Genomic DNA, 19,605 nt, shown 5'->3' with positions numbered 1-19,605 from the left:
GAGTTACCCGATACGCTCCGCAGTATGCGAAGCGACCCGTCCGGGCCGGGGCGGCGCACAGCGGTCGGATCGCAGGATCGACGGATCAGCTCACCGGAGCGGCCGCCCCGCCCGCACCGAGCCGGTCGGTGACCGAGACCACGCCGTCCACCGATCGGCACAGGTTGAGCACGATCGGGACCAGGTGCGGCTCGGGCACCGTACCGCTGAGCACCACCCGGCCCTGATCGACCTCGACGCCGATCTCCGCCGGACTCACCCCGTCGATCCGGCCGAGCACCTCCTCGACGATCTCCCGCCGGATCACCACGTCCTCGCGCAGGAACACCCGCAGCAGGTCCCCGCGGCTGACCATGCCGATCACCCGTCCGTCCTCGTCCAGCACCGGCAGCCGCTTCAGCCCGTGCCGGCTCATCAGCCGGGCCGCCGCGACCACGCTGGTCCCGGGGGTCGTGCAGACCGGCTGCCCGGTCATCAGGTCGGCCGCGGTCACGGCACCGCCCGGGCCGGCCGGCACCGCCTCGGGGGCGGGCAGCAGCGCGCCCGGATCCTCCTGCGCGGCCAGCGTGCGCAGCAGGTCGGCCTCGGAGACGATCCCGAGCGGCCGCCCCTCCGCGTCCACCACCGGCACCCCGGTGATGTCGTACTCGGTCAGCAGCGCGACGATCTCCCGGAAGCCGGTCTCGGGCGCGACCCGGACCACGGGGCTGGTCATCACTGATTCGACGGTGGCATGCCGCACGCCGGTTCACCTCGTCCACGACACTCTTGCGGCCGGGCGCGGATCGTCCCGGCCGGTACCGGCAGCATCGCGCCCGGCGGCACGGGCCGCCAGGGGCCAAGGGGCTGAACGGGCGGGACCTTGGGCCCGCCTGCCGAACGCGGATCCGACACCGTGCCGAACCGCCGCCCGCCCGCCGCCTCGCCGAAACCAGCAACGCACCGACCCGGCGACCCGGCGACCCGGACGGCGCAACCATCACATGATCGACTCGTTGGACCGTCCACCACGACAGCACGCACGGCATCCGGGGAGGGCCCGTTGGCAGGACGGACGGTGGGCGCGGCATCGCCGGCGCAGGGCGCCGCGGCGCGCCCGGTGGCCCAGGCCGAGGCGGCGTTGGTGCGCCACTACCGCAGGCTGGCCCGGCTGGCGTACCTCGCGCTGCCCGCCGACCGGGACCGGCACAGCCGGGTGCTGGCCGCGCACGCGACCGTCCAGCGCGCCCTGCCCTCCCGCTGGACCCGCCCGGCCGGTCCGCCGGCGGCGGACGAGGACCCGGTGTACGCCGCACTGCGCCTGCGGGTGCTGCGCGCAGCGCTGCGGCGGCACCCCGCGCGGCGGCTGCCCGCTCCCCGGATCTGGGGACTGCGGCTGTTCACCCCGCACGGCGGCGAGGAGGACGCGGCGCTGGACCGCGCGCTCGCGGCGCTCGACGCCCCCGCCCGGGCGGCCTTCGCCCTGCGCGCGGTGGAGGGGCTGACGCCGGAGCAGGCGGCCGGGGTGTTGCGACAGGCCGGGGTCGAGCGCCCCCAGGAGGCCGTCGCGGCGGCGGCCGGTGTGACCGCCGGGGCGGACCCGGAGCCGCCCGCCTTCGACCCGTGCGCGGTGCGGGTCCAGCCCACCGACCTGCTGCGCCGCCGCCGGACGTGGAGCGCCGTGCTGCTGGTCGGCCTGCTCGGACTCAGCACGACGGCGGCCGTGGTGGCCGACTCCGGCCCGGCCGCGCCTGCGGCCCGCCCCGCACCCGCCCCGTCCGGCACCGCGGCCGACCCGGCCCGCCTGACCCGGGTCGAGCCGGACCGGTGGCAGCACACCGCACGGGTCGACTTCACCGCCTGGCCCGCCCGCGGCGACCGCCGCGACGACGGCGCGTTGCTCGGCCGCGCCCTGGCCGCCTGGGAGCGGCCCGGCCCACCGACGCGCGCCGAGCCGGGCGTGGACGCCACGCCTCCCGTCGCCCCGCCGGCCCTCCTGTTCGCCGGGACGGTCGACGGCGCCGCCGTGGTGGTGCTGTTCGACGGTCGGCGGCTCGCCCGCTACACCGACGGGCGCGACGGCGGCCTGGACCTCGCCCGGGCCGACGACTCGGACGTGACCACGGCGGGCGCGGTGGTGCTGCGCCGCCAGGGCACCGCCGTGCGCTATCTGCTGGCCCCCTGGGTGGACGCCGCCGAGACCCGCCGGATCGACCAACCCGACTCCCCCGCACGGCCGTTGGACCACCCTGGCGGGGTCACGGCGGCGGTCCCGGGCGGCGGGCTCGCGGACTGCCACGGCGCCACGGTGCTCCAGCTGCACTCCTCCCCCGCCATCGCCGAGAGGCACGCCTTCCTGCTGACCGACCTCGGCGGGCTCGTCCCCGCGCACCTCACCTACTCCCCGCCACCGGACCGCGCCCAGCAGGCCCGCGAGCCGCGCGAGGCCACCGGCCAGGACGCGCTGCTGGCCTGGGCCCGCGCGGGCTGCGCCGTCCCGGACGGCACGCCGGGCGTCAAGCAGCTCAACCTGTGGGCCTTCGCGGTGCAGCCGCTGCCGCAGAACGCGGGCTCGGCGTCCTGGGTCTGCCTGCGCGCCGACCGCTGGACCGGCGAGGGCAGCGCCGCCACCGCCGTCCTGCTGCCGACCGCCCGCGGCCCGCAACGCACCGGCGGCGGCCCGGGGCGGGCGTGCAGCCGGTTCGAGCAGGACGTCGTCGGCTGGGCCTGGTGGCGCTCCCCACAGGGGGCGGAGTTCCTGCTCGCGGCGGGCAGCCGGCGGGTCACCCGGCTCGCCGTCAAGGGCCCGGACTGGTCCGCCGACCGGCCCGCCCCGGACCACACGCTGGCCGTCGAGCGCCCGGCCCGGGCGGCCGTCCAGGTGGAGGCGGCCCTGGACGGCGGCGCCCGGATCAGTCCGCCGCACTGAACCGACCGGCCGACTCGCGCGCGCTCTCCAGCAGCCCGCTCTCCAGCTCGCTCTCCAGCGGCTCGCAGTCCGGCAGCCCGCCCTTCGGCAGCTCGTAGTCCGGCAGCTCGACGCTGGAGACCTGCTTCCCGAGCTCCAGCATCCGGTTCAGCACCCAGCGCCGGTTCAGCAGCCCGTTGCGCACGCGCAGGCCGGTGGCGGTGCGCGGCGCCAGGAACGGGCCGGTGCGGTCCCCGCCCTTCTGGCAGCCCTGGGCGTAGCCGCGCAGCAGTTGCTCGTACCGGGCGAAGGCGGTGCGGTGGTCGCCGCGGGCGCGGGCCAGTTCGCCGGCCAGGACGTACGCGGCCACCACAGCGGTGCCGGTGCCCATGCCGCCGATGGTGGCGCCGCAGGCCGCGTCGCCGAGCAGGGCGATCCGGCCGCTGGACCAGGTGGGGACGTCGGCGCGGCTGATCGAGTCGAAGTAGAGCTCGGGGGTGTGCCGCAGGCTCTCCAGCAGGCGCGGCACCTCCCAGCCGAGGCCCGCGAAGGCGTCCCGCACCAGGGCCTTCTGCTGCTCCGGGTCGTGGCGGTCGTAGCGCAGTTCGGGCGAGGCGAAGAGGCAGAAGGCGCCCGCGCGGGTCGGGTCGCGGTGGTCGGCGCCGATCGAGGCGAGCCGACCGGGGACGTTGAGGCCGACCGAACCGGGCGGCAGGCCGAGGTCGTTGGGGAACTGCCAGGTGGCCGCGTAGTAGCCGAGGTGGCGGACGTAGCGCTGCTCGGGGCCGAAGGCGAGCCGGCGGACGTTGGAGTGCAGCCCGTCGGCGCCGATCACCAGGTCGAACTCGCGCGCCGCGCCGTGCCGGAAGGCGGCCCGCACGCCGCTCGGGGTCTCCTCCAGGGCGGTGATGGAGTCGCCGAAGACGTACTCGGCGCGGGCGCGGCTGTGCCGGTACAGCAGCTGGGAGAGTTCGCCGCGCGGGATCTCCAGCTCGCCGCCCGCGAACTCGGCGGGCAGGTGCAGGAGTCGACGGCCGTCGGCGCCGAGGAAGGTCATCGGGCTGCCGCCGGTGTCGAGCGCGCGCAGTTCGTCGAGGACGCCCATCCGCTCCAGCACCGTCAGGTGGGTGCGGCCGCGGAAGTCGACGTTCTGGCCGCCGCCGCGCAGCGCCGGGGCGAGTTCGACGACGGTGACCTCGAAGCCGTACCGGCCGAGCCAGTGGGCCAGGGCGGGGCCGGCGATGCTCGCGCCCGAGATCAGGACCTTGGTGCTCATGGGAAACCACTCCGTCCGAGAGGATCGAGAAACTGTGTCCGGTGGATACTGTTTGCTGCTGTGTACGGTAGACGCAGTTAGGTCGGACGAGCAACCCCCAGAACGGGAGCGGAATGTGAGCGAGGCGGCGAACGACATGGTGCGGCTGCTCTGGGGCCCCCCGGCCAAGCCCACCCGCGGGCCGAAACCGGCCCTCAGCCTGGAGCGGATCGCGGCGGCGGGCGTCGAGATCGCGGACGCCGAAGGCCTGGGCGCGGTCTCGATGCAGAAGGTCGCCGGGCTGCTCGACTTCACCAAGATGTCGCTCTACCGCTACGTGCCCGGCAAGGCCGAACTCGTCGCCCTGATGGTCGAGGCCGCCGTCGGCGAGCCCCCGCAGGACCGGCACGCCCACGACTGGCGGGGCCAACTCACGGCCTGGGCGCACCATTTGACCGAGTCGTTCGGCCGCCACCCATGGCTGCTCGACGCCACCGTCGGCCCCCGGGTGATGGGCCCGAAGGAACTCACCTGGCTGGAACAGGTAGTGACCGCCCTCGACGGCCACGGACTGACCGGCCCCGAGCGGATGGACGCCGCCGTCCTGCTCGCCGGACACGTCCGCAGCATCGCCCAGCAGTCCCGCGCCGCCGGGCCCGACGGCTCCCCCGAAGCCGAACTCCTCACCGCCCTCGGCACGCTGGTGCACCAGCACGCCGACCGCTACCCCTCCCTGGCCGCCGCCATGACCGGCGAGGACGGGCGCGACCAGGCCCTGGACTTCGGCCTGGACCGCATCCTGGACGGCCTCACCGCCCTGATCACCCGCCGCACGGGCACCGCCTGACGCCTCCTGCCCTGCCTCCCGACCCGCCCCGCGCCGCCCCGCCTCCCGAGGAAATCCGATGGGCCCGCGGTCGGCCAGCCGCTAGCATCCCGGGCCATGGCGATGTTCGTGCACCTGACCACCGCGGCGAACGCGCCGCGGATCCGCCGCGCCGGGATCCGGGCCGACAGCCGGGGGCAGGGCGGCGTGCGCGGGCTGTACTGCTTCCCGGTACTGCCCTCGTACCCGCTGACCCACCAGTGGCTGCGCGAACTGGCCCGGTTCGGCACCGGGGGCTCGCTGGTCGCGGTGCACCTCCGGCTGGACGACACGCAGCAGGTGCTGGCCGGGCACTACCGGGACCGCGCGAGGGACGCCCAGCAGTGGGTGCCCGCCGCCGAGGCGGTGCGGCGGATCGCCGAACTGGCGGACCCGCGCGGCTGGGAGGTGTTCGTGCCGCGCGCGGTGGGCGCCCGCGAGGTTCACCGGATCCGCGGCGTGCCGCAGGTCTCCGGCTGGCGCTACCAGCCGAACGCCCACGGCACCCGGCCTTGCCCCTGCATGGGCTGCCAGCCCGTCGGCGGGTACGGCAGCCGTCGACTGCGCGAGCGCCACCAGCACCCGCTGGACGCCCCGCCGCCGCCCGTGCCCGTCCTGCTCGCCCGGATCGAGGCCGCCGGCGAGCCGGGCGACCCCGCCGAACTGCTCGCCGCCCTGCAGAGCTTCGGGCGCCGCCGCCGCGGCCCACTGGACCGCCTCGCCCGGCTGGCCGCCCACCCGGACCCGGCCGTGCGCGAGGAACTGGTGTGGGCCGTCGCCGGCTGGTCCACCCCGGGTGTCGCCGCCCTGCTCGACGGCCTCGCGAACGACCCGCACCCGGACGTCCGCGAGGCCGTCGAGGCAGCACTGGAGCGCTGAGGGCCGGCCGCCAGGAATCCTCGGTGAAGCTCGGGACCGAGCAGGTGCAGCCGGAGCCGTAGAAACTCCCGACGTGCCCGTTCGGCCGATCCGGGCGATCATGGGACGAACCGCGTCTCGGCGATTCGGCGCGCCGGTGTCAGTCCGGCGGCGCCCGGAAGGTGGACTGCGATGTTCCAGCTCCTGTGGATTCTGCTCATCGGCTTCGTGCTGGGCGTACTGGCCAAGCTGATCCTGCGCGGGCCGCAGTCGATCCCCTGGTGGCTGACGATGCTGCTCGGCGCCGCCGGGGCCTGGCTCGGCAACGCCGTCTCCGGATGGATCGGTGTCCGCCACACCTCGGGCATCGACTGGATCCGGCACCTTCTCCAACTCGCTTTCGCCGTCGCCCTGGTGGCCTTCGTCGCCCCGGCCTGGAGCAAGTCCCACCCGAGCCGCTGACCTGGACTGCCATTGAGCAGCAGACGGAGACGGCCGACCCGTTCGGCGGGGAGGTGCCGTCAGCCGACGTGGACGGCCGGGCGGCGGCTGCGGTCCGGTTCGGCCTCGCGCAGGACTTCGCGGGTGACGGGGGCGATCTCGCCCTGCCCGAACAGGAAGAACCGCAGGAACTGGGCGAAGGGGTTGCCCTCGGTCCACTCGAAGTAGATGTGCGGCTGCTGCCCGGTGAGGTCCCGGACCCGCAGCAGCAGGGCGGCCAGCGCGTTCGGCACGCTGGAACTCTGCAGCGTCAGCACCCGGTAGCGGTCGTGCAGCACCTCGCCGCGCACGGTCAGCTCGGCCTCGAAGTCGGACGGGTCGAGCACCGTGACCTCCACGAACACCAGGTCGTCCTCGACCGGGATGTCGTTGTCGGCGCGGATCTGGCGGATCTTGTCACGGTACTCGGCGAGGTCCCGGTTGTTCGGCTCGTTGGCGATCAGCCGTAGCGGGCGGTGCATGTAGTCCCGGACGAAGCGTTCGGCGACGACATCGAGCACCACGTCGGTGACGCGCAGTTCGAAGGCCCGCTTGAGCCGGGAGAGGAAGGAGACCAGCATGATGCCGGCGATGAAGCAGCCGCCGATCTTGACGCCGTCCGGCCGCTCGGCGATGTTCACGGCCGTGGTGTAGAGGAAGACCCCGGCGATCACGGCGAAGCCGACCGTCCTGCGGCGCTGCCCGGACTTGTGGGCGGCGATGGTGACGGCGATGGCGGCCGAGCTGATCAGCACCAGCACGCCGGTCGCGTACGCGCCGCCCTGGGCGTCCACGTTGGCGTCGAACAGCCAGGTGACCAGGAAGGCGATCAGGGTGAGGACGATCACGGTGGGGCGCACCGCGCGGGCCCAGTGCGGGGCCATGCCGTAGCGGGGCAGGTAGCGCGGCATCAGGTTGAGCAGTCCGGCCATCGCGGAGGCGCCGGCGAACCAGAGGATGGCGATCGTGGACAGGTCGTAGACGCTGCCGAAGGTGTTGCCGAGGTTCTGGTGGGCGAGGTAGGCGAGGGCCCGCCCGTTGGCCTGGCCGCCGGCCTTGAAGGCGTCCGCGGGGATCAGCAGGGTGGTGATGAGGCTGGTGGTGATCAGGAAGCAGCTCATGATCGCGGCCGCGGTGGTGAGCAGCTTGCGGGCGCCGCGGATCCGGCCGGTGGGCTTCTCCTCGGTGTCGTCCGGGTCGCCCTCGATGTGCGGCATCACGGCGACGCCGGTCTCGAAGCCGGACAGGCCGAGCGCGAGCTTCGGGAAGACGATCAGTGCGACGCCGATCATCGCGATCACGTTGCCGTGCTCGGCGGTGAGCGCGTCGGTCCAGTCGCCGACGACGTGCGGGGCTTTCAGCACGTGCCAGAGTCCGTTGGTCACCACCACGACGTTCAGCGCGAGATAGACCGCGACCAGGACGACGGCGATGCCGATCGCCTCGCTGAAGCCCTTGAGGAAGACCCCGCCGAGCAGGGCCACCATGATGAGGGTGATCGTCACCTGCTTGCCGGTCAGCGCGCTGTGCAGATGCGGGTTCTCCACCAGGTGCGCGGTCGCGTCGGCGGCCGACAGGGTGATGGTGATCATGAAGTCGGTGGCCGCGAAGCCGAGCAGCGTGAGCACGAAGAGCTTGCCCTGCCAGAACGACAGCAGCCGCTCCAGCATCGCGATCGAGCCCTGGCCGTGCGGGCTCTCCTGGGCGACCCGCCGGTAGACGGGCAGGGCGCCGAGCAGGGTGACGATCACCAGCACGATGGTCGCCAGCGGCGAGAGCAGGCCGGCGGCGAGGGCGGCGATGCCGGGCTGGTAGCCGAGCGTGGAGAAGTAGTCCAGGCCGGTCAGGCACATCACCCGCCACCAGCGCTGGCCCTTGACGTGCGGCGCCTCGGCGTGCGGGCCGGGGTGCTGCTTGGCCATGTCCGACAGGCCTTCCAGCATCCATGCCCGGAACCTCGCGCCGCGGGTCGCGGGCGTCACCCCCGGATCGGCCGAATCCGACGACACCACGTGCACCCCTGTCCACGAGTCGGCCGGCCGCGCTCGGCTCCGGCCCCCCAAAGGCCGCCGGACGGCGGGCCTGGTCAGGCTAGGGGACCGGATCGGTGCCGCCGGGGAGCAGCGCGTCCGGACACGCCAGCGGTGCCCCGGACGGCCCTCAGCGGTGGCGGGCGGCGCCCCGCCGTGCTGGTCGTCCCGGCGCGGCGGGCCGCACCTGCTGCCCGGAACGGGCGAGGATGTCCGCGCAATCGACCGATGTGTGCAGGTTTACCGAGGACGGACACCAGGGAGGCAGCGGTGGCGGAACCGAGTCGGCGGGGGATTCTGGGCCTGGGCCTGCTGGCGGCGGCCACCGCCTCCTGCGGCACCCGCCGCCCGGACCCCGCCCCGCACTCCTCGTCCGACGGACCTGCCCCGCGCCCCTCCCTCGACGACCCCGCCCCGACCACCGACGCCCAGCACGTGGACGTCCCGCCGGAGCAGTCCCTGCCCGGCGCGCCCGACTGGGAGATCACCGACCCCGGCCCCGCCGACGCCATCGAGGGCTTCGCCGACCGGGTCAGCGTGCTGCCCGGTGAGCAGTTCGGCCTGCACGTCTCCACCCCGGCCGCCGCCTTCACCGTCTCCGCCTACCGCACCGGCTGGTACGACGGCGCCCGCGCCCGCCTGGTCTGGCGCCGCGAGCACGTCCCGGGCGGCCGGCAGCCCGCCCCGCACGTGGACCCCGCGACCAGGACCGTGCTGACCGGCTGGCAGCGCACCCTCGCCGTGGACACCACCGGCTGGCCCGAGGGCGCCTACCTGCTGCGCCTGGACGCCGAGGACGGCTCCGGCCAGCGCTACGTCCCGCTCACCGTCCGCTCCGCCGCCACCGCCGGGCGGACGGTGGTGATGAGCGCCCCCGCCACCTGGCAGGCGTACAACGAGTGGGGCGGGTACAGCCTCTACAACGGCCCCACCGGCGGTCTGGCCACCCGCTCGCTGCGGGTGGTCTTCGACCGGCCCTACAACTACGACCACGGCGCCGGGCTGTTCCTGGTGTACGAGGCGCCACTGGTCGCGCTCGCCGAGCGGCTCGGGCTGCCGCTCGCCTACACCACCGGGATCGACGTGGCCCGCGAGCCCGGGCTGCTGCACGGCGCGAGCGCCGTCCTCTCGCTCGGCCACGACGAGTACTGGTCCCCCGAGCAGCGCACCCAGGTGGTCACGGCCCGGGACGCCGGCACCAACCTGGCGGTCCTGGGCGCCAATTGCTGCTTCCGCCGGGTCCGCTTCGAACCCTCGGAGCTGGGCCCGGACCGGACGGTGGTCTGCTACAAGGACGCGTGGGCGCAGGACCCGGGACACCAGGCCGGCGCCCCGGCGACCACCGACTTCCGGGCCGGCCCGGGCGCCGACCCGGAGAGTTCGATGCTCGGCGTGATCTACGACGGCTACCCGGTGGACGCCCCGTACGTGGTCGGCTCGCCGGAGCACTGGGCGTTCGAGGGCACCGGCGTCGCCGCCGGGGCGTCGTTCCCGCACCTGGTCGGCGTCGAGTACGACCGGGTGGACACCGCCTTCCCCACCCCGCGTCCGATCGAGGTGATCGCGCACTCCCCCGTGGTCTGCGAGGGCCGCCGCTCGCACTCCGACACCGCGTACTACACCATGCCGGGCGGCGCCGGGGTGTTCGCCTCCGGGACGATGCGCTGGGTGGAGGCCCTGGACGCGCACGGGCCCGGGGGCGGCAGCGCCGACCACGGGATCGACGCCCGGGCCGGGGACCTGGTCCGCCGGGTCACCGAGAACGTCCTGCGCACCTTCGCCGCCGGCCCGGCCGGCCTGACCCACCCGGCCCGGGACAACCTCGCGACCGTCTACGGCGGGGCGTAGGCACCCGGGGCCCACCGGGCGAGGGACCGTCGAAGAAATTTCCCGGGACGACGGATCGGGGCGGTGACGCGGCGCCCCGGGCACGCATCGCGGTCGAACGGATTTCCGGGCCGTGGCCGGCCGTGCCCAGCCCGTCACCCGGGGCGAGGAACCGTCCGCCGCACCGATACACTCGCACGGTCTCATCCACCGCAGGTCGTCAAGGACAACCGTCCGGCGTGGCACGGGTGCCGGCCGGAAAGGGCACGAGGGAAACAGAACATGGTCGAGGCCTCCCCGAAGGTCGTTGTCGTCGTCCCCACGTACAACGAGCGGGAGAACCTTCCGGTCCTCGCGGGTCTTCTCGCGGACCTCCCGGTACCGGGCCTGCACCTGCTGGTGGTCGACGACAACTCGCCGGACGGCACCGGCGAGATCGCCGACAAGCTCGCCGCGGAGTCCGGCGGCACCGTCGGCGTGCTGCACCGCACCGAGAAGGACGGCCTCGGCCGCGCCTACCTGGCCGGCATGGCCCGGGCCCTGGACGAGGACGCCGACGTCGTGGTCCAGATGGACGCCGACCTCTCGCACCCGGCCTCGGCGATACCCGCGATGGTCCAGGCCCTGCTGGCCGACGACACCGCCGTGGTGCTCGGCTCCCGCTACGTGCCCGGCGGTTCGACCGCCGCGGAGTGGCCCTGGCACCGCAAGGCCCTGTCCGCCTGGGCCAACCTCTACGTCAACACCATCCTCGGCCTGGGCGTCCGGGACGCCACCGCCGGTTTCAAGGCCTGGCGGGCGAGCACCCTGCGGGCGATCGACCTGCCGACCGTGCAGAGCAGCGGGTACTCGTTCCAGGTCGAGATGAACTACCGGGTCGTCCAGCGCGGCCTGACGATCCGCGAGGTGCCGATCCGCTTCGAGGAGCGGATCGAGGGCGCGTCGAAGATGAGCATCGGGGTGCAGGTCGAGTCGGCGCTGGCGCCCTGGAAGCTGCGGCTGAACCGCCAGGACCCGCGATAGGGCGTAGCCCGCCGGATGTTCTGTCCCGTGACCCGGGCCCGGGCATACGGGTGCCGGTCGGGCGGCTCGGCGGTGTGAAGGGCTGCCACAGGGAAAGAAGGGCGACATGGCCCTTCTCCCGGAGTCCCTCACGGCCCTGATCCGCCGCGGTGCCCGAGAACCCTTCGTCGTCCAGACCGTGCGGGCCACCGTGGCCGCCACCCTCGCCTTCGCGGTGGCCACCCGGCTCAGCAGCGAGCCGGCCCCGCTGACCGCCCCGCTCACCGCGCTGCTGGTGGTGCAGGTCACCGTCTACTCGACGCTCAAGACCAGCATCCGCCGGGTCAACTCGGTGGTCGTCGGCGTGTTGATCGCGACCGGTTTCAGCGCCGTGGTGGGGCTCTCCTGGTGGAGCCTCGGGCTGATCATCCTGGCCTCGCTGGTCGTCGGCCGGTTCGTCCGGGTCGAGGAGTTCGTCCAGGAGGTCGCGATCAGCGCCATGCTGATCCTCGGCGTCAGCGGGCTCGCCTCGCAGGCCTGGGACCGGGTGCTGGAGACGCTGATCGGCGCCGCCGTCGGCCTGCTGTTCAACCTGCTGTTCGCCCCGCCGGTCTGGGTGGACACCGCCGGGGAGTCGATCGAGGACCTCGCCCGGCGGGCCCGCCAGCTGCTGCTGGACATCGCCGAGCAGTTGGGCCGTCCGACCCCGGTCGCCCGGGCCGCCGAGCAGCTGCACGAGGCCCGCCGGCTCGACCACGCCATCGCCGACGTGGACGTGGCACTGCGCCAGGCGGAGGACAGCCTGCGGCTCAATCCGCGGATCAACGACGGGCTGCTGTCCCGGCTGGTGCTGCGCACCGGGCTGGACACCCTGGAGATCTGCGTGGTGGTGATCCGGGTACTGGCGCGCTCGCTGACCGACCTGGCCAAGCGGCGCGCGCCCGGCGAGCGGCTGTTCCCGCCGGACGTCGCGGTGGGCCTGGAGGAACTGCTGGCGCACGTCGGCGGGGCCATGGTCAGCTTCGCGGTGCTGGTCACCACCCAGGTGAGCCGCAGCGCCGAGGAGGCGGAGCGGCGGCTGACCGCCGAGCTGGCCGCGGCCTGGACCTGCCGGGAGAACGTCGCCCAGGTGCTGCTGCAGAAGGTGCGGGAGCACCCCGAGGCGTGGCAGCTGCACGGTTCGATACTGGCCGAGGTGGACCGGATCCTGGACGAACTGGACCTGGAGCACCGCAGCCGGCGGCTGATGGAGGAGCTGGACCGGGCCTCGGTGGCGAGCCGGGAGCGGTTCTCGCGGTTCGCCGGGCTGCGCCGGTTCGTCCGGGGCGAGCGGGCGCGCCCGGCGGTGCGGGCCGGGCGCTGACCCTGCGTCGGACTCCGGGGGGGTCGGGGGCTCAGGGGGCTCAGGGGGCTCAGGGCATCGACCAGGGTTCCTGCGGGAGCGGGTGGCCGGTCTCCAGGTAGGTCTTCAGGTTGGACAGCACCGCCGACCAGCCCTGCTCGACGTCCGCCCGCTCGGCCTCGTCGGCCAGCTGGTCGTGGGTGACGGTGAGCCGGGTGAGGTCGTGCCAGCCCCGGAGCTCGAAGGTGACCCGGGAGGGACCGCCCGGGCGTCGTTCCCCGGGCCCCGCCCAGGTGGTGACCAGCCGGTGCGGGCGGTCGACGGCCTCGACGACGCCGATCACGTCGGCCGTCCCGGAGCCGTCGGCCCGCTGGTGCTCCCAGGGCGCGCCGGGCAGCCAGGTCGAGACGTTGCGGTGGCCCCAGTAGAGGCCGGACTCGTCGGCGTTGGTGAGGGCGTGCCAGACCCGCTCGGGGGTGGCACGCAGGTAGAGGGTGCTGCGGAGGGCGGGCGCGGCCATCGCGTCAGCCCCTGGCCGCGTCGAGCAGCGGCTGGACCTCGATCTTCTGCATCCGCATCATCGTCGCCATCACCCGGCCGGCCTTGGCCCGGTCCTCGTCGGCGATCAGGTCGAGCAGGACGCGCGGGGTGATCTGCCAGGAGAGGCCGAAGCGGTCCTTGAGCCAGCCGCACGGGCCCGCCTGGCCGCCGTCGGCGGTGAGCTTGGCCCAGAGCTCGTCGACCTCCTGCTGATCCTCGCATTCCACCTGCAGCGACATGGCCTCGGTGAAGTGGAACTCGGGGCCGCCGTTGAGGGCCGCGTACTCCCGCCCGGCGAGTTCGAAGGCGACGGTCATGACCGAGCCGGCTCCGCCGGGGCCGGTCTCGGGGTAGCGGGTGACCTGCGTGATGCGGGAGTTGGGGAAGAGCGAGGTGTAGAAGGTGGCGGCCGCTTCGGCCTGGCCGTCGAACCAGAGGAAGGTGGTGATCTTCTGCATGCGCCCGACGGTAGCCCCGGGCCCCGCCCGGACGGCCGAGCCACGGCCGGGGGTCACCGGTTCGGCGCCCCCGGCCCGCGGCCCGCCCGCTACCGGGTCAGTGCACCCAGCCCGCGTAGCGCTGGACGAAGCGCAGACCGGTGTGGGCGGTGACGACGACGTCGTAGCGGCCCTGCTTGTCCAGCGGCCAGGACAGGTTCACCTGCTGCCCGGGCTTGACCCGGACGGTCTGCGCGGTGTCGGCGAAGTCGTTGGGGGCGGCGGTGAAGGAGACGTCGGTCATGCCGTCGTTGGCCACCTGCAAGGTGAGCCGCACGCTGCCGTGCAGGTCGGCGGTGACGATCGGCACGCCGATGTCGTTCTGGCCGTCCTGCCCGTCCCGGACCACGGTGCCGGCGAAGCGGCGGACGAAGCCGTCCGGGCCGTGGACGGTGAAGTCGTAGCGGCCGTTGGTGGTGGCGGCGTCCCAGACGTACCGGGCGGTGGCGCCGGGGGCGACGGTGTACGGGGTGCCCGCGAAGGGCAGCGCGATGTTCGGGTAGACGGTGTACGGGAAGGCCACCGAACCGTCGTTGCTCATCGTGCAGGTGACCTTGCCGGTCTTGCGGTCCACCTCCACGTCGGCCCACGGCTGGTAGGGCAGCGGGCGGTGCGGGCGCTCGCCGCGCTCCTGGACGGGCATCGACTGGGCTCCGACCGCCGGGAGGGCGACGCCGGGCAGCTTGGTGCCCGCGTCGGCCCTGGCCATCAGGGCGGTGGTGTCGGGCAGCGACGGGACGGACCGGTTCGGCGCGGCGAAGTCGAAGCAGCTGGTGAGGTCGCCGCAGACGGACCGGCGCCAGGCCGAGATGTTCGGCTCGGCGACGCCCGTGACCAGCTCCATGAAGCGCAGCACGGAAGTGTGGTCGAAGACCTGGGAGTTGACCCAACCGCCGCGCGACCAGGGCGAGACGACCCACAGCGGGACGCGGTTGCCGAGGCCGATGGCGCGGCCCTGGGTGAACTCCTCGGGAGTGCCGGGCTCGGGGGTGGGCGGGACCATGTGGTCGAAGTAGCCGTCGTTCTCGTCGTACATGACCAGGAAGACGGTGTGCTCCCACACCGCCGGGTTGGACATCAGCGACTGGAGGGCCTGGTTGACCCAGTGCGCCCCGTACGCCGGGCCGGCCTCCGGGTGCTCGGAGAAGAGGTAGGGGGCGACCAGCCAGGAGATGGTCGGCAGGGTGCCGTCCTTGCAGTGGCGGTCGAAGGCGGCCGGGTCGAACTTGGTCATCGCGTTGATGTAACGCGGGTCGGTGGGCGGGAAGTTGTGGAACTGCTTGAAGTAGGAGAGGGCGTTGTCGTCGTAGTCGCCGGTGCGGTCGTCCTTGCTGGGGTTGTGGTAGACCCGCCAGCTGACGCCGGCCTGCTCCAGGCGCTCGGCGTAGGTGGTCCAGTCGGCGACGGGGTTGTCGGTGACCGGGGTGTTGTCGATCCAGGGCCCGGTGGTGCCGTCGCGGCCGGGGCCGGAGGTGCCCGTCCAGAGGTAGAGCCGGTTGGGGTCGGTCGGGCCGGCGAGGGAGGTGAAGTAGGCGTCGCAGAGGGTGAACGCGTCGGCCAGGGCGTACTGGTAGGGGATGTCGTCCCGGGTGAAGTAGCCCATGGTGCGCTCGCCCTTGGCGGCGATCCACTTGTTCATCGCGCCGTTGTTGATCGCCTGGTGGCCGGTCGCCCAGTCGTGGGGCAGGCCGCCGGCGTTCTGCGCGTTGTACTTCGAGGTGTCCATCCGGTACGGCAGCATGGCGCCGCCGTCGCTGCGGCGGCTGTCCGGCTGGCGGAACACGTCGGCGCCGTCCGGGAATTGGAGCGCCTGCTTGTCGCCGAAGCCGCGGACGCCGCTGAGCGTGCCGAAGTAGTGGTCGAAGCTGCGGTTCTCCTGCATCAGCACGACGACGTGCTTGACGTCCTTGATGGTGCCCGTCAGCCGCTCGGAGGCGGCAGGGGCGGCGGCGGGGGCGGCCTCGGCGGGGGCGGCGCCCAATCCGGTCAGGGCGGTGGCGCCGACGGCCGCGGTGGCGCCGACGAAGGTGCGGCGGGAGAGCTCGGACATCACGAACTGGCCTCTCAGAGCTGGAAAGTGGCGACGGCGGCGGCGGTGTCGGAGGGCCACTCGTTGGCGGCGGTGTTCGGCTCGGGCTGCGGCCAGTCGGCGACCAGGGTGTGCGCCTCGACCAGCTTCAGCGGGCCGGCGTACTGGACGTAGTCGATGCGGTCCTGCGGCTCGGGCTTGGCGCCGCGCTGCTTGCGGGTGGGCGACCAGGTCGCGCCCGGGAACTTGACCGGGTCGCGGTGCTCCTCGCGGAAGGTGTCGGTCAGCCCCGCGCCCTGAAGGGCCACGCCGACGGGCCAGTTGAGCACCCCGACGCCGCCGTGCGCGGCGGCGGTGGCGGCCGTCCAGTCCAGGTGGGACGGCGAGGAGAGGGCGCCGGCGAGCACCACCGGGGTCCGCCGGGCGATGTCCGCGCGCACCACGGCGGCCAGGGCCTTGGCCTGCTTCAGGCGGAGCGAGGCGGTCTCGGCCGCCTCCGTCTGGGCGGCCGTCCGACCGTCCTGGAGCGCGTACGGGCCGTAGCCGGCCTCGTCGAGGTGCGCGGCCCAGAACCGGACGGCCCGGCCGCCGGGGAGCTGCACGGTGGCCCCGGCGGCGGGCAGGTCGGCGGTCGGCGGGGTGACGTCGGCGAGCGGGTAGCGGCTCAGGATGCCGACGCTGCCGGGGCTCTGGTAGGCGTACCAGCCGAGCGCGTCGGCCAGGGTCTTCGCCCGCTCACCGGCGGTCTCCTGGAGGGCGAGCACGTCCAGGCCCTGGGTGAGGACGACGCGCAGCTGCTTCTCCAGGGCGTCGGTGTACCCGGCGCCGGCGTCGTGCAGGTTCCAGCTGGCGGCCTTGAGGCGCGGCGGCGCGGCGGGGTCGACCACGGGGATGAGGACGGTGACGGTGTCGACGGCACCCGCGCTGTCCTTGACGCCGACGACGGCCACCTCGGGGCTCTTGCCCGCCGCGGGCGCGGTGCCGGTGAGCGTGCCGTCGGCGGTGACGTTCAGCCAGGACGGCCCGCTGACCTTGCGGAAGGCGGCGCTCCCCGCCGGGTTGCCGGCCGGGCGGGACCAGAGGCCGCCGAGCTTGACGGAGACCGCCGAGCCGGGGGCGAAGGGCGCGGTGGTGAGGGCGTCCACGGCGCTGTGCGGGCGGACGACGGCCGGCTTGGCGCGGAAGCTGAACGGGGCCGTCTGGGCGAGGACGCCGTAGCCGTCCTTGGCGAGCAGGTAGGCGGTGTACGGGCCGCCGGTCAGCGCGGAGGTGTCGAGCTGGAGGTCCCCGGAGGTGCCCGGGACGTACTTCCAGACGAGGGAGCTGCCGTTGCCGGGCTGGCGGCCGCCGTCGTACACGCCGACCCAGTTCTTGGCGTCGGGGGCGTCGGTCGTCCAGTGGAAGGTGAGCCGGTCGCCTTCGGTGGGGTTGGCGGAGGAGGTGAGGGTCAGGGCGCTGCCTGCGGCCACGGTTGTCCTGTCCGCCGCCCGGGGCCCGGTCCGCCGGGGGTCGGCGCCGGGTCCGCGCGCGGCTGGTCACGGAGGCTGGGGAGGGAGGGCCCGGCAGTTGGCTGTACAACTGTGGGCGGCCCTCATTCATCCGAAAGTCAGCGACCGGGACGTGAACGGCGCGTGACGGCCCATCGGGCGGTTCGGGAACTCCGTGGCGGACGGCGGGAATCCTCGGCGGAAACGCCGGAAGCGCTGAGAGGGCCGGAAGCGCCGGGAGGGCCTGAAACGCCGGGAGGGCCGCGACGGGATCCGTCGCGGCCCTCCTGCGCTGCTGCGCCTCTGCGCCTCTTGGCTTCTGCGCTCCTCGGCTTCCTGACTTATGCCAGGGCGAGGAACAGCTTCTCCAGCTCGGCCTCGCTCATCGGCGGGGTGTCCTCGTCGGAGACGGCCATGCACTGGCGCATGCCGCTGGCCACAATCTTGAACCCGGCCCGGTCCAGGGCGCGCGAGACCGCCGCGAGTTGGGTGACCACGTCCTTGCAGTCACGGCCCGCCTCGATCATCGCGATCACCCCGGCCAACTGGCCCTGGGCACGGCGCAGCCGGTTCAGGACCGCGCCGACCGACTCCTCGTCCACCTGCATGTCCGGGCCGCCTTTCGCATCGACTGTCGACTGACAACTGTACCCGGCGGGGTATCCATTCCCGGGCGGGGCGATGCGGGCGAGGGGCGCTGGGGCCTTCGGCGGTTCAGCGGCGGTGTTCAGCGGCTTTGCTCAGCGGCGGTGTTCAGCGGCGGGCGAGGCGGCGCTCGCCTCCGGCGCCGGTCTCGTACGGGAGCCCGTAGTGCGCGAACACGGCCGGTTCCTCCTCGGCGGGCAGGACGTCGTCGGTGCCGATCGACGGAGCCTGCTTGACCTGGTTCTTCGGGAACGCCACCCGGACGTAGTCCGGCCCGACGACCGCCCCGTCGAGCGGGACGAACACCAGGCGGCGCTTGGTCACCAGGCCGACCGTGACGGTGGCGAAGAACGGCTGGTCAGTGGCCGTCTCCACGTAGACGGACTCCAGCGAGCCGATGCGGTGGCTCTTCTCGTCGACCACGACGTGGCCGCGCCATTCGCGGATGTCTGCCATAGCGATCACCACGACGTCGGACCTCCCGTTCCCCGGCCTTTCCGCTTCCGTCGTCCGGCGACGGTTCGCCGCCGGGACCTCCCATCCTGCGCCGGGACGACCGGGGGCGCGCGATGGGCGACGAAAACGGACATACAGGGGTGACCCGACCAACCGCCACCAGGGCCGTGACCTGGGCTTTAGGCTGTCCGCCGACGGAGTTGCAAGCAGATCATCCGATCGTCAACAGACGGAGGCAGCGGCCGTGGGACACGACGACCCGTGGGAGCCCGGCGAGGCCGGAACCCCGGCCGACCTGCGGCCCGACATCCCGCACCCGGCCCGGATGTACGACTACTACCTCGGCGGGAAGGACAACTTCCCCGCCGACCGGGCCGCCGCCGAGAAGGCGCTCGCCGCCAATCCGGAGTTCCGCTCCACCGCGCGGGCCAACCGGGGCTTCCTCACCCGCGCGGTGCGCTGCGTCGCCGACCTCGGCATCGACCAGTTCCTCGACATCGGCACCGGCATCCCCACCGCCGGCAACACCCACGAGATCGCCCAGGCCGCCAATCCCGGGACGCAGGTCGCCTACGTCGACAACGACCCGATCGTGCTCAGCCACGCCCGCGCCCTGATGTCCGGCACGGGCCCGGGGCGGACCGCCGTCCTCCAGGCCGACCTGCGCGAGCCGTCCGCCGTACTCGCCGCCGTCGAGGCCGCAGGGCTCCTCGACCTCTCCCGACCCGTCGGCCTCGTCCTGGCCGCCGTCCTGCACTTCCTGCGCGACGAGGACAAGCCGTACCAGGCGGTCGACACGCTGATGGACGCGCTCCCCTCCGGCAGCCACCTCGTCCTCTCGCACGGCACTGCCGACTTCATCCCCGCCGAGGTCCGCGACCGCGTCACCGGCATCTACGACAAGGCCACCGCCCCCCTCGTCGGCCGCACCCGCGACGAGGTCCGCACCTTCTTCGACGGCCTCGACCTCCTCGACCCCGGCATCACCACCGTCCCCCTCTGGCGCCCCGACACCGCCCCCGCCCCCGGCGCCGACCGCGTCAGCATCTACGGCGCGGTGGGTCGCAAGCCCTGACGGCGGCCCGGGGGGAATATACCGACCGGTCTACAGATTCTCCCCCGCCCGGAACCCCGGCCCTCCCTGAACAACCGCTGATCCGACGATTCCGCCCTGCGCACAGGAAGTCGGACCCGCCGACTTCCTGCGCGGACGGCGAGCCGGAGGCGCCCAATGGGGAGAAAATATACCGACCGGTCTACAGATTCTCTCCTGCTCGGGAGGACGCCAGGCTCGTTTCCGCATAGGAAGTCGGCGGGTCCGACTTCCTATGCGGAGAACGGATTCGCGGCCGCCCCCGGAAAATATGTAGGCCGGTCTACAGATTTCTCCCCGGGGCGACGACAG

The 19,605-nt window shown here is 73.7% G+C and carries 17 protein-coding genes; 8 read left to right on the top strand and 9 right to left on the bottom strand.

Annotated features, from left to right (window positions below):
- Nucleotides 1-85: 85 nt before the first annotated feature.
- The gene (locus AB0R04_RS24735) at nt 86-715 is read right to left on the bottom strand and encodes a CBS domain-containing protein (protein ID WP_363374759.1); all 630 of its coding nucleotides are present in this window, start codon (nt 713-715) and stop codon (nt 86-88) included.
- Nucleotides 716-1,057: 342 nt separating this feature from the next.
- On the opposite strand from AB0R04_RS24735, the gene AB0R04_RS24730 reads away from it, so the two are divergent.
- The gene (locus AB0R04_RS24730) at nt 1,058-2,908 is read left to right on the top strand and encodes a hypothetical protein (RefSeq protein WP_363374756.1); all 1,851 of its coding nucleotides are present in this window, start codon (nt 1,058-1,060) and stop codon (nt 2,906-2,908) included.
- Here AB0R04_RS24730 and AB0R04_RS24725 read toward each other — a convergent pair.
- Complete coding sequence (locus AB0R04_RS24725; protein ID WP_363374755.1) at nt 2,892-4,163, bottom strand: FAD-dependent monooxygenase; 1,272 nt, start codon at nt 4,161-4,163, stop codon at nt 2,892-2,894. The genes AB0R04_RS24730 and AB0R04_RS24725 overlap by 17 nt on opposite strands.
- Nucleotides 4,164-4,278: 115 nt before the next feature.
- Between AB0R04_RS24725 and AB0R04_RS24720 the strand changes: the two genes are divergently transcribed.
- The 3 genes from AB0R04_RS24720 (at nt 4,279) to AB0R04_RS24710 (ending at nt 6,327) form a co-directional block, all read left to right on the top strand.
- On the top strand, nt 4,279-4,989 hold the full coding sequence (locus AB0R04_RS24720; RefSeq protein WP_363374753.1) for a TetR/AcrR family transcriptional regulator C-terminal domain-containing protein: 711 nt from the start codon (nt 4,279-4,281) through the stop codon (nt 4,987-4,989).
- A 96-nt stretch (nt 4,990-5,085) separates the two neighbouring features.
- Nucleotides 5,086-5,886: a HEAT repeat domain-containing protein gene (locus AB0R04_RS24715; RefSeq protein ID WP_363374751.1), complete on the top strand. Its 801-nt coding sequence runs from the start codon at nt 5,086-5,088 to the stop codon at nt 5,884-5,886.
- Nucleotides 5,887-6,057: 171 nt separating this feature from the next.
- Nucleotides 6,058-6,327: a GlsB/YeaQ/YmgE family stress response membrane protein gene (locus AB0R04_RS24710; protein ID WP_363374749.1), complete on the top strand. Its 270-nt coding sequence runs from the start codon at nt 6,058-6,060 to the stop codon at nt 6,325-6,327.
- A 59-nt stretch (nt 6,328-6,386) separates the two neighbouring features.
- Here the strand turns inward: AB0R04_RS24710 and AB0R04_RS24705 are convergent, their stop codons facing one another.
- Nucleotides 6,387-8,288, bottom strand: coding sequence for an amino acid transporter (locus AB0R04_RS24705; protein WP_363374746.1), 1,902 nt, complete (start codon nt 8,286-8,288; stop codon nt 6,387-6,389).
- Between the two features lie 357 nt (nt 8,289-8,645).
- Between AB0R04_RS24705 and AB0R04_RS24700 the strand changes: the two genes are divergently transcribed.
- The 3 genes from AB0R04_RS24700 to AB0R04_RS24690 all read left to right on the top strand — a co-directional run bounded on the left by AB0R04_RS24700 (nt 8,646) and on the right by AB0R04_RS24690 (nt 12,567).
- Nucleotides 8,646-10,223, top strand: a complete 1,578-nt coding sequence (locus AB0R04_RS24700; RefSeq protein ID WP_363374745.1) for a N,N-dimethylformamidase beta subunit family domain-containing protein — start codon at nt 8,646-8,648, stop codon at nt 10,221-10,223.
- A gap of 261 nt (nt 10,224-10,484) precedes the next feature.
- On the top strand, nt 10,485-11,225 hold the full coding sequence (locus AB0R04_RS24695) for a polyprenol monophosphomannose synthase (RefSeq protein WP_063350695.1): 741 nt from the start codon (nt 10,485-10,487) through the stop codon (nt 11,223-11,225).
- A gap of 106 nt (nt 11,226-11,331) precedes the next feature.
- A complete protein-coding gene (locus tag AB0R04_RS24690) occupies nt 11,332-12,567 on the top strand; it encodes an aromatic acid exporter family protein (protein WP_363374742.1) in 1,236 nt (411 codons plus the stop codon).
- Between the two features lie 49 nt (nt 12,568-12,616).
- Here AB0R04_RS24690 and AB0R04_RS24685 read toward each other — a convergent pair whose 3' ends face one another.
- The 6 genes from AB0R04_RS24685 to AB0R04_RS24660 all read right to left on the bottom strand — a co-directional run bounded on the left by AB0R04_RS24685 (nt 12,617) and on the right by AB0R04_RS24660 (nt 18,209).
- The gene (locus AB0R04_RS24685) at nt 12,617-13,066 is read right to left on the bottom strand and encodes an SRPBCC family protein (protein WP_363374740.1); all 450 of its coding nucleotides are present in this window, start codon (nt 13,064-13,066) and stop codon (nt 12,617-12,619) included.
- A 4-nt stretch (nt 13,067-13,070) separates the two neighbouring features.
- Nucleotides 13,071-13,544: a VOC family protein gene (locus tag AB0R04_RS24680; RefSeq protein WP_363374737.1), complete on the bottom strand. Its 474-nt coding sequence runs from the start codon at nt 13,542-13,544 to the stop codon at nt 13,071-13,073.
- A 97-nt stretch (nt 13,545-13,641) separates the two neighbouring features.
- Nucleotides 13,642-15,633: a phosphocholine-specific phospholipase C gene (locus AB0R04_RS24675; RefSeq protein WP_363374735.1), complete on the bottom strand. Its 1,992-nt coding sequence runs from the start codon at nt 15,631-15,633 to the stop codon at nt 13,642-13,644.
- 14 nt (nt 15,634-15,647) lie between these two features.
- Nucleotides 15,648-17,081: an endonuclease/exonuclease/phosphatase family protein gene (locus tag AB0R04_RS24670; protein ID WP_363374732.1), complete on the bottom strand. Its 1,434-nt coding sequence runs from the start codon at nt 17,079-17,081 to the stop codon at nt 15,648-15,650.
- A gap of 359 nt (nt 17,082-17,440) precedes the next feature.
- Nucleotides 17,441-17,707, bottom strand: coding sequence for a metal-sensitive transcriptional regulator (locus AB0R04_RS24665; protein ID WP_063350689.1), 267 nt, complete (start codon nt 17,705-17,707; stop codon nt 17,441-17,443).
- A gap of 145 nt (nt 17,708-17,852) precedes the next feature.
- Nucleotides 17,853-18,209: a PRC-barrel domain-containing protein gene (locus AB0R04_RS24660; RefSeq protein WP_208869133.1), complete on the bottom strand. Its 357-nt coding sequence runs from the start codon at nt 18,207-18,209 to the stop codon at nt 17,853-17,855.
- Between the two features lie 235 nt (nt 18,210-18,444).
- Here AB0R04_RS24660 and AB0R04_RS24655 point away from each other — a divergent pair, with 235 nt between their 5' ends.
- Nucleotides 18,445-19,275, top strand: a complete 831-nt coding sequence (locus tag AB0R04_RS24655) for an SAM-dependent methyltransferase (protein WP_363374729.1) — start codon at nt 18,445-18,447, stop codon at nt 19,273-19,275.
- The last annotated feature ends 330 nt before the right edge of the window (nt 19,276-19,605 follow it).

Origin of the sequence: Kitasatospora sp. NPDC056731 (assembly GCF_040687675.1) — a bacterium.
Taxonomy (GTDB): Bacteria; Actinomycetota; Actinomycetes; order Streptomycetales; family Streptomycetaceae; genus Kitasatospora.
Note: the sequence above shows the minus strand (reverse complement) of the source record. Positions and strands in the feature narration are given on the sequence as shown.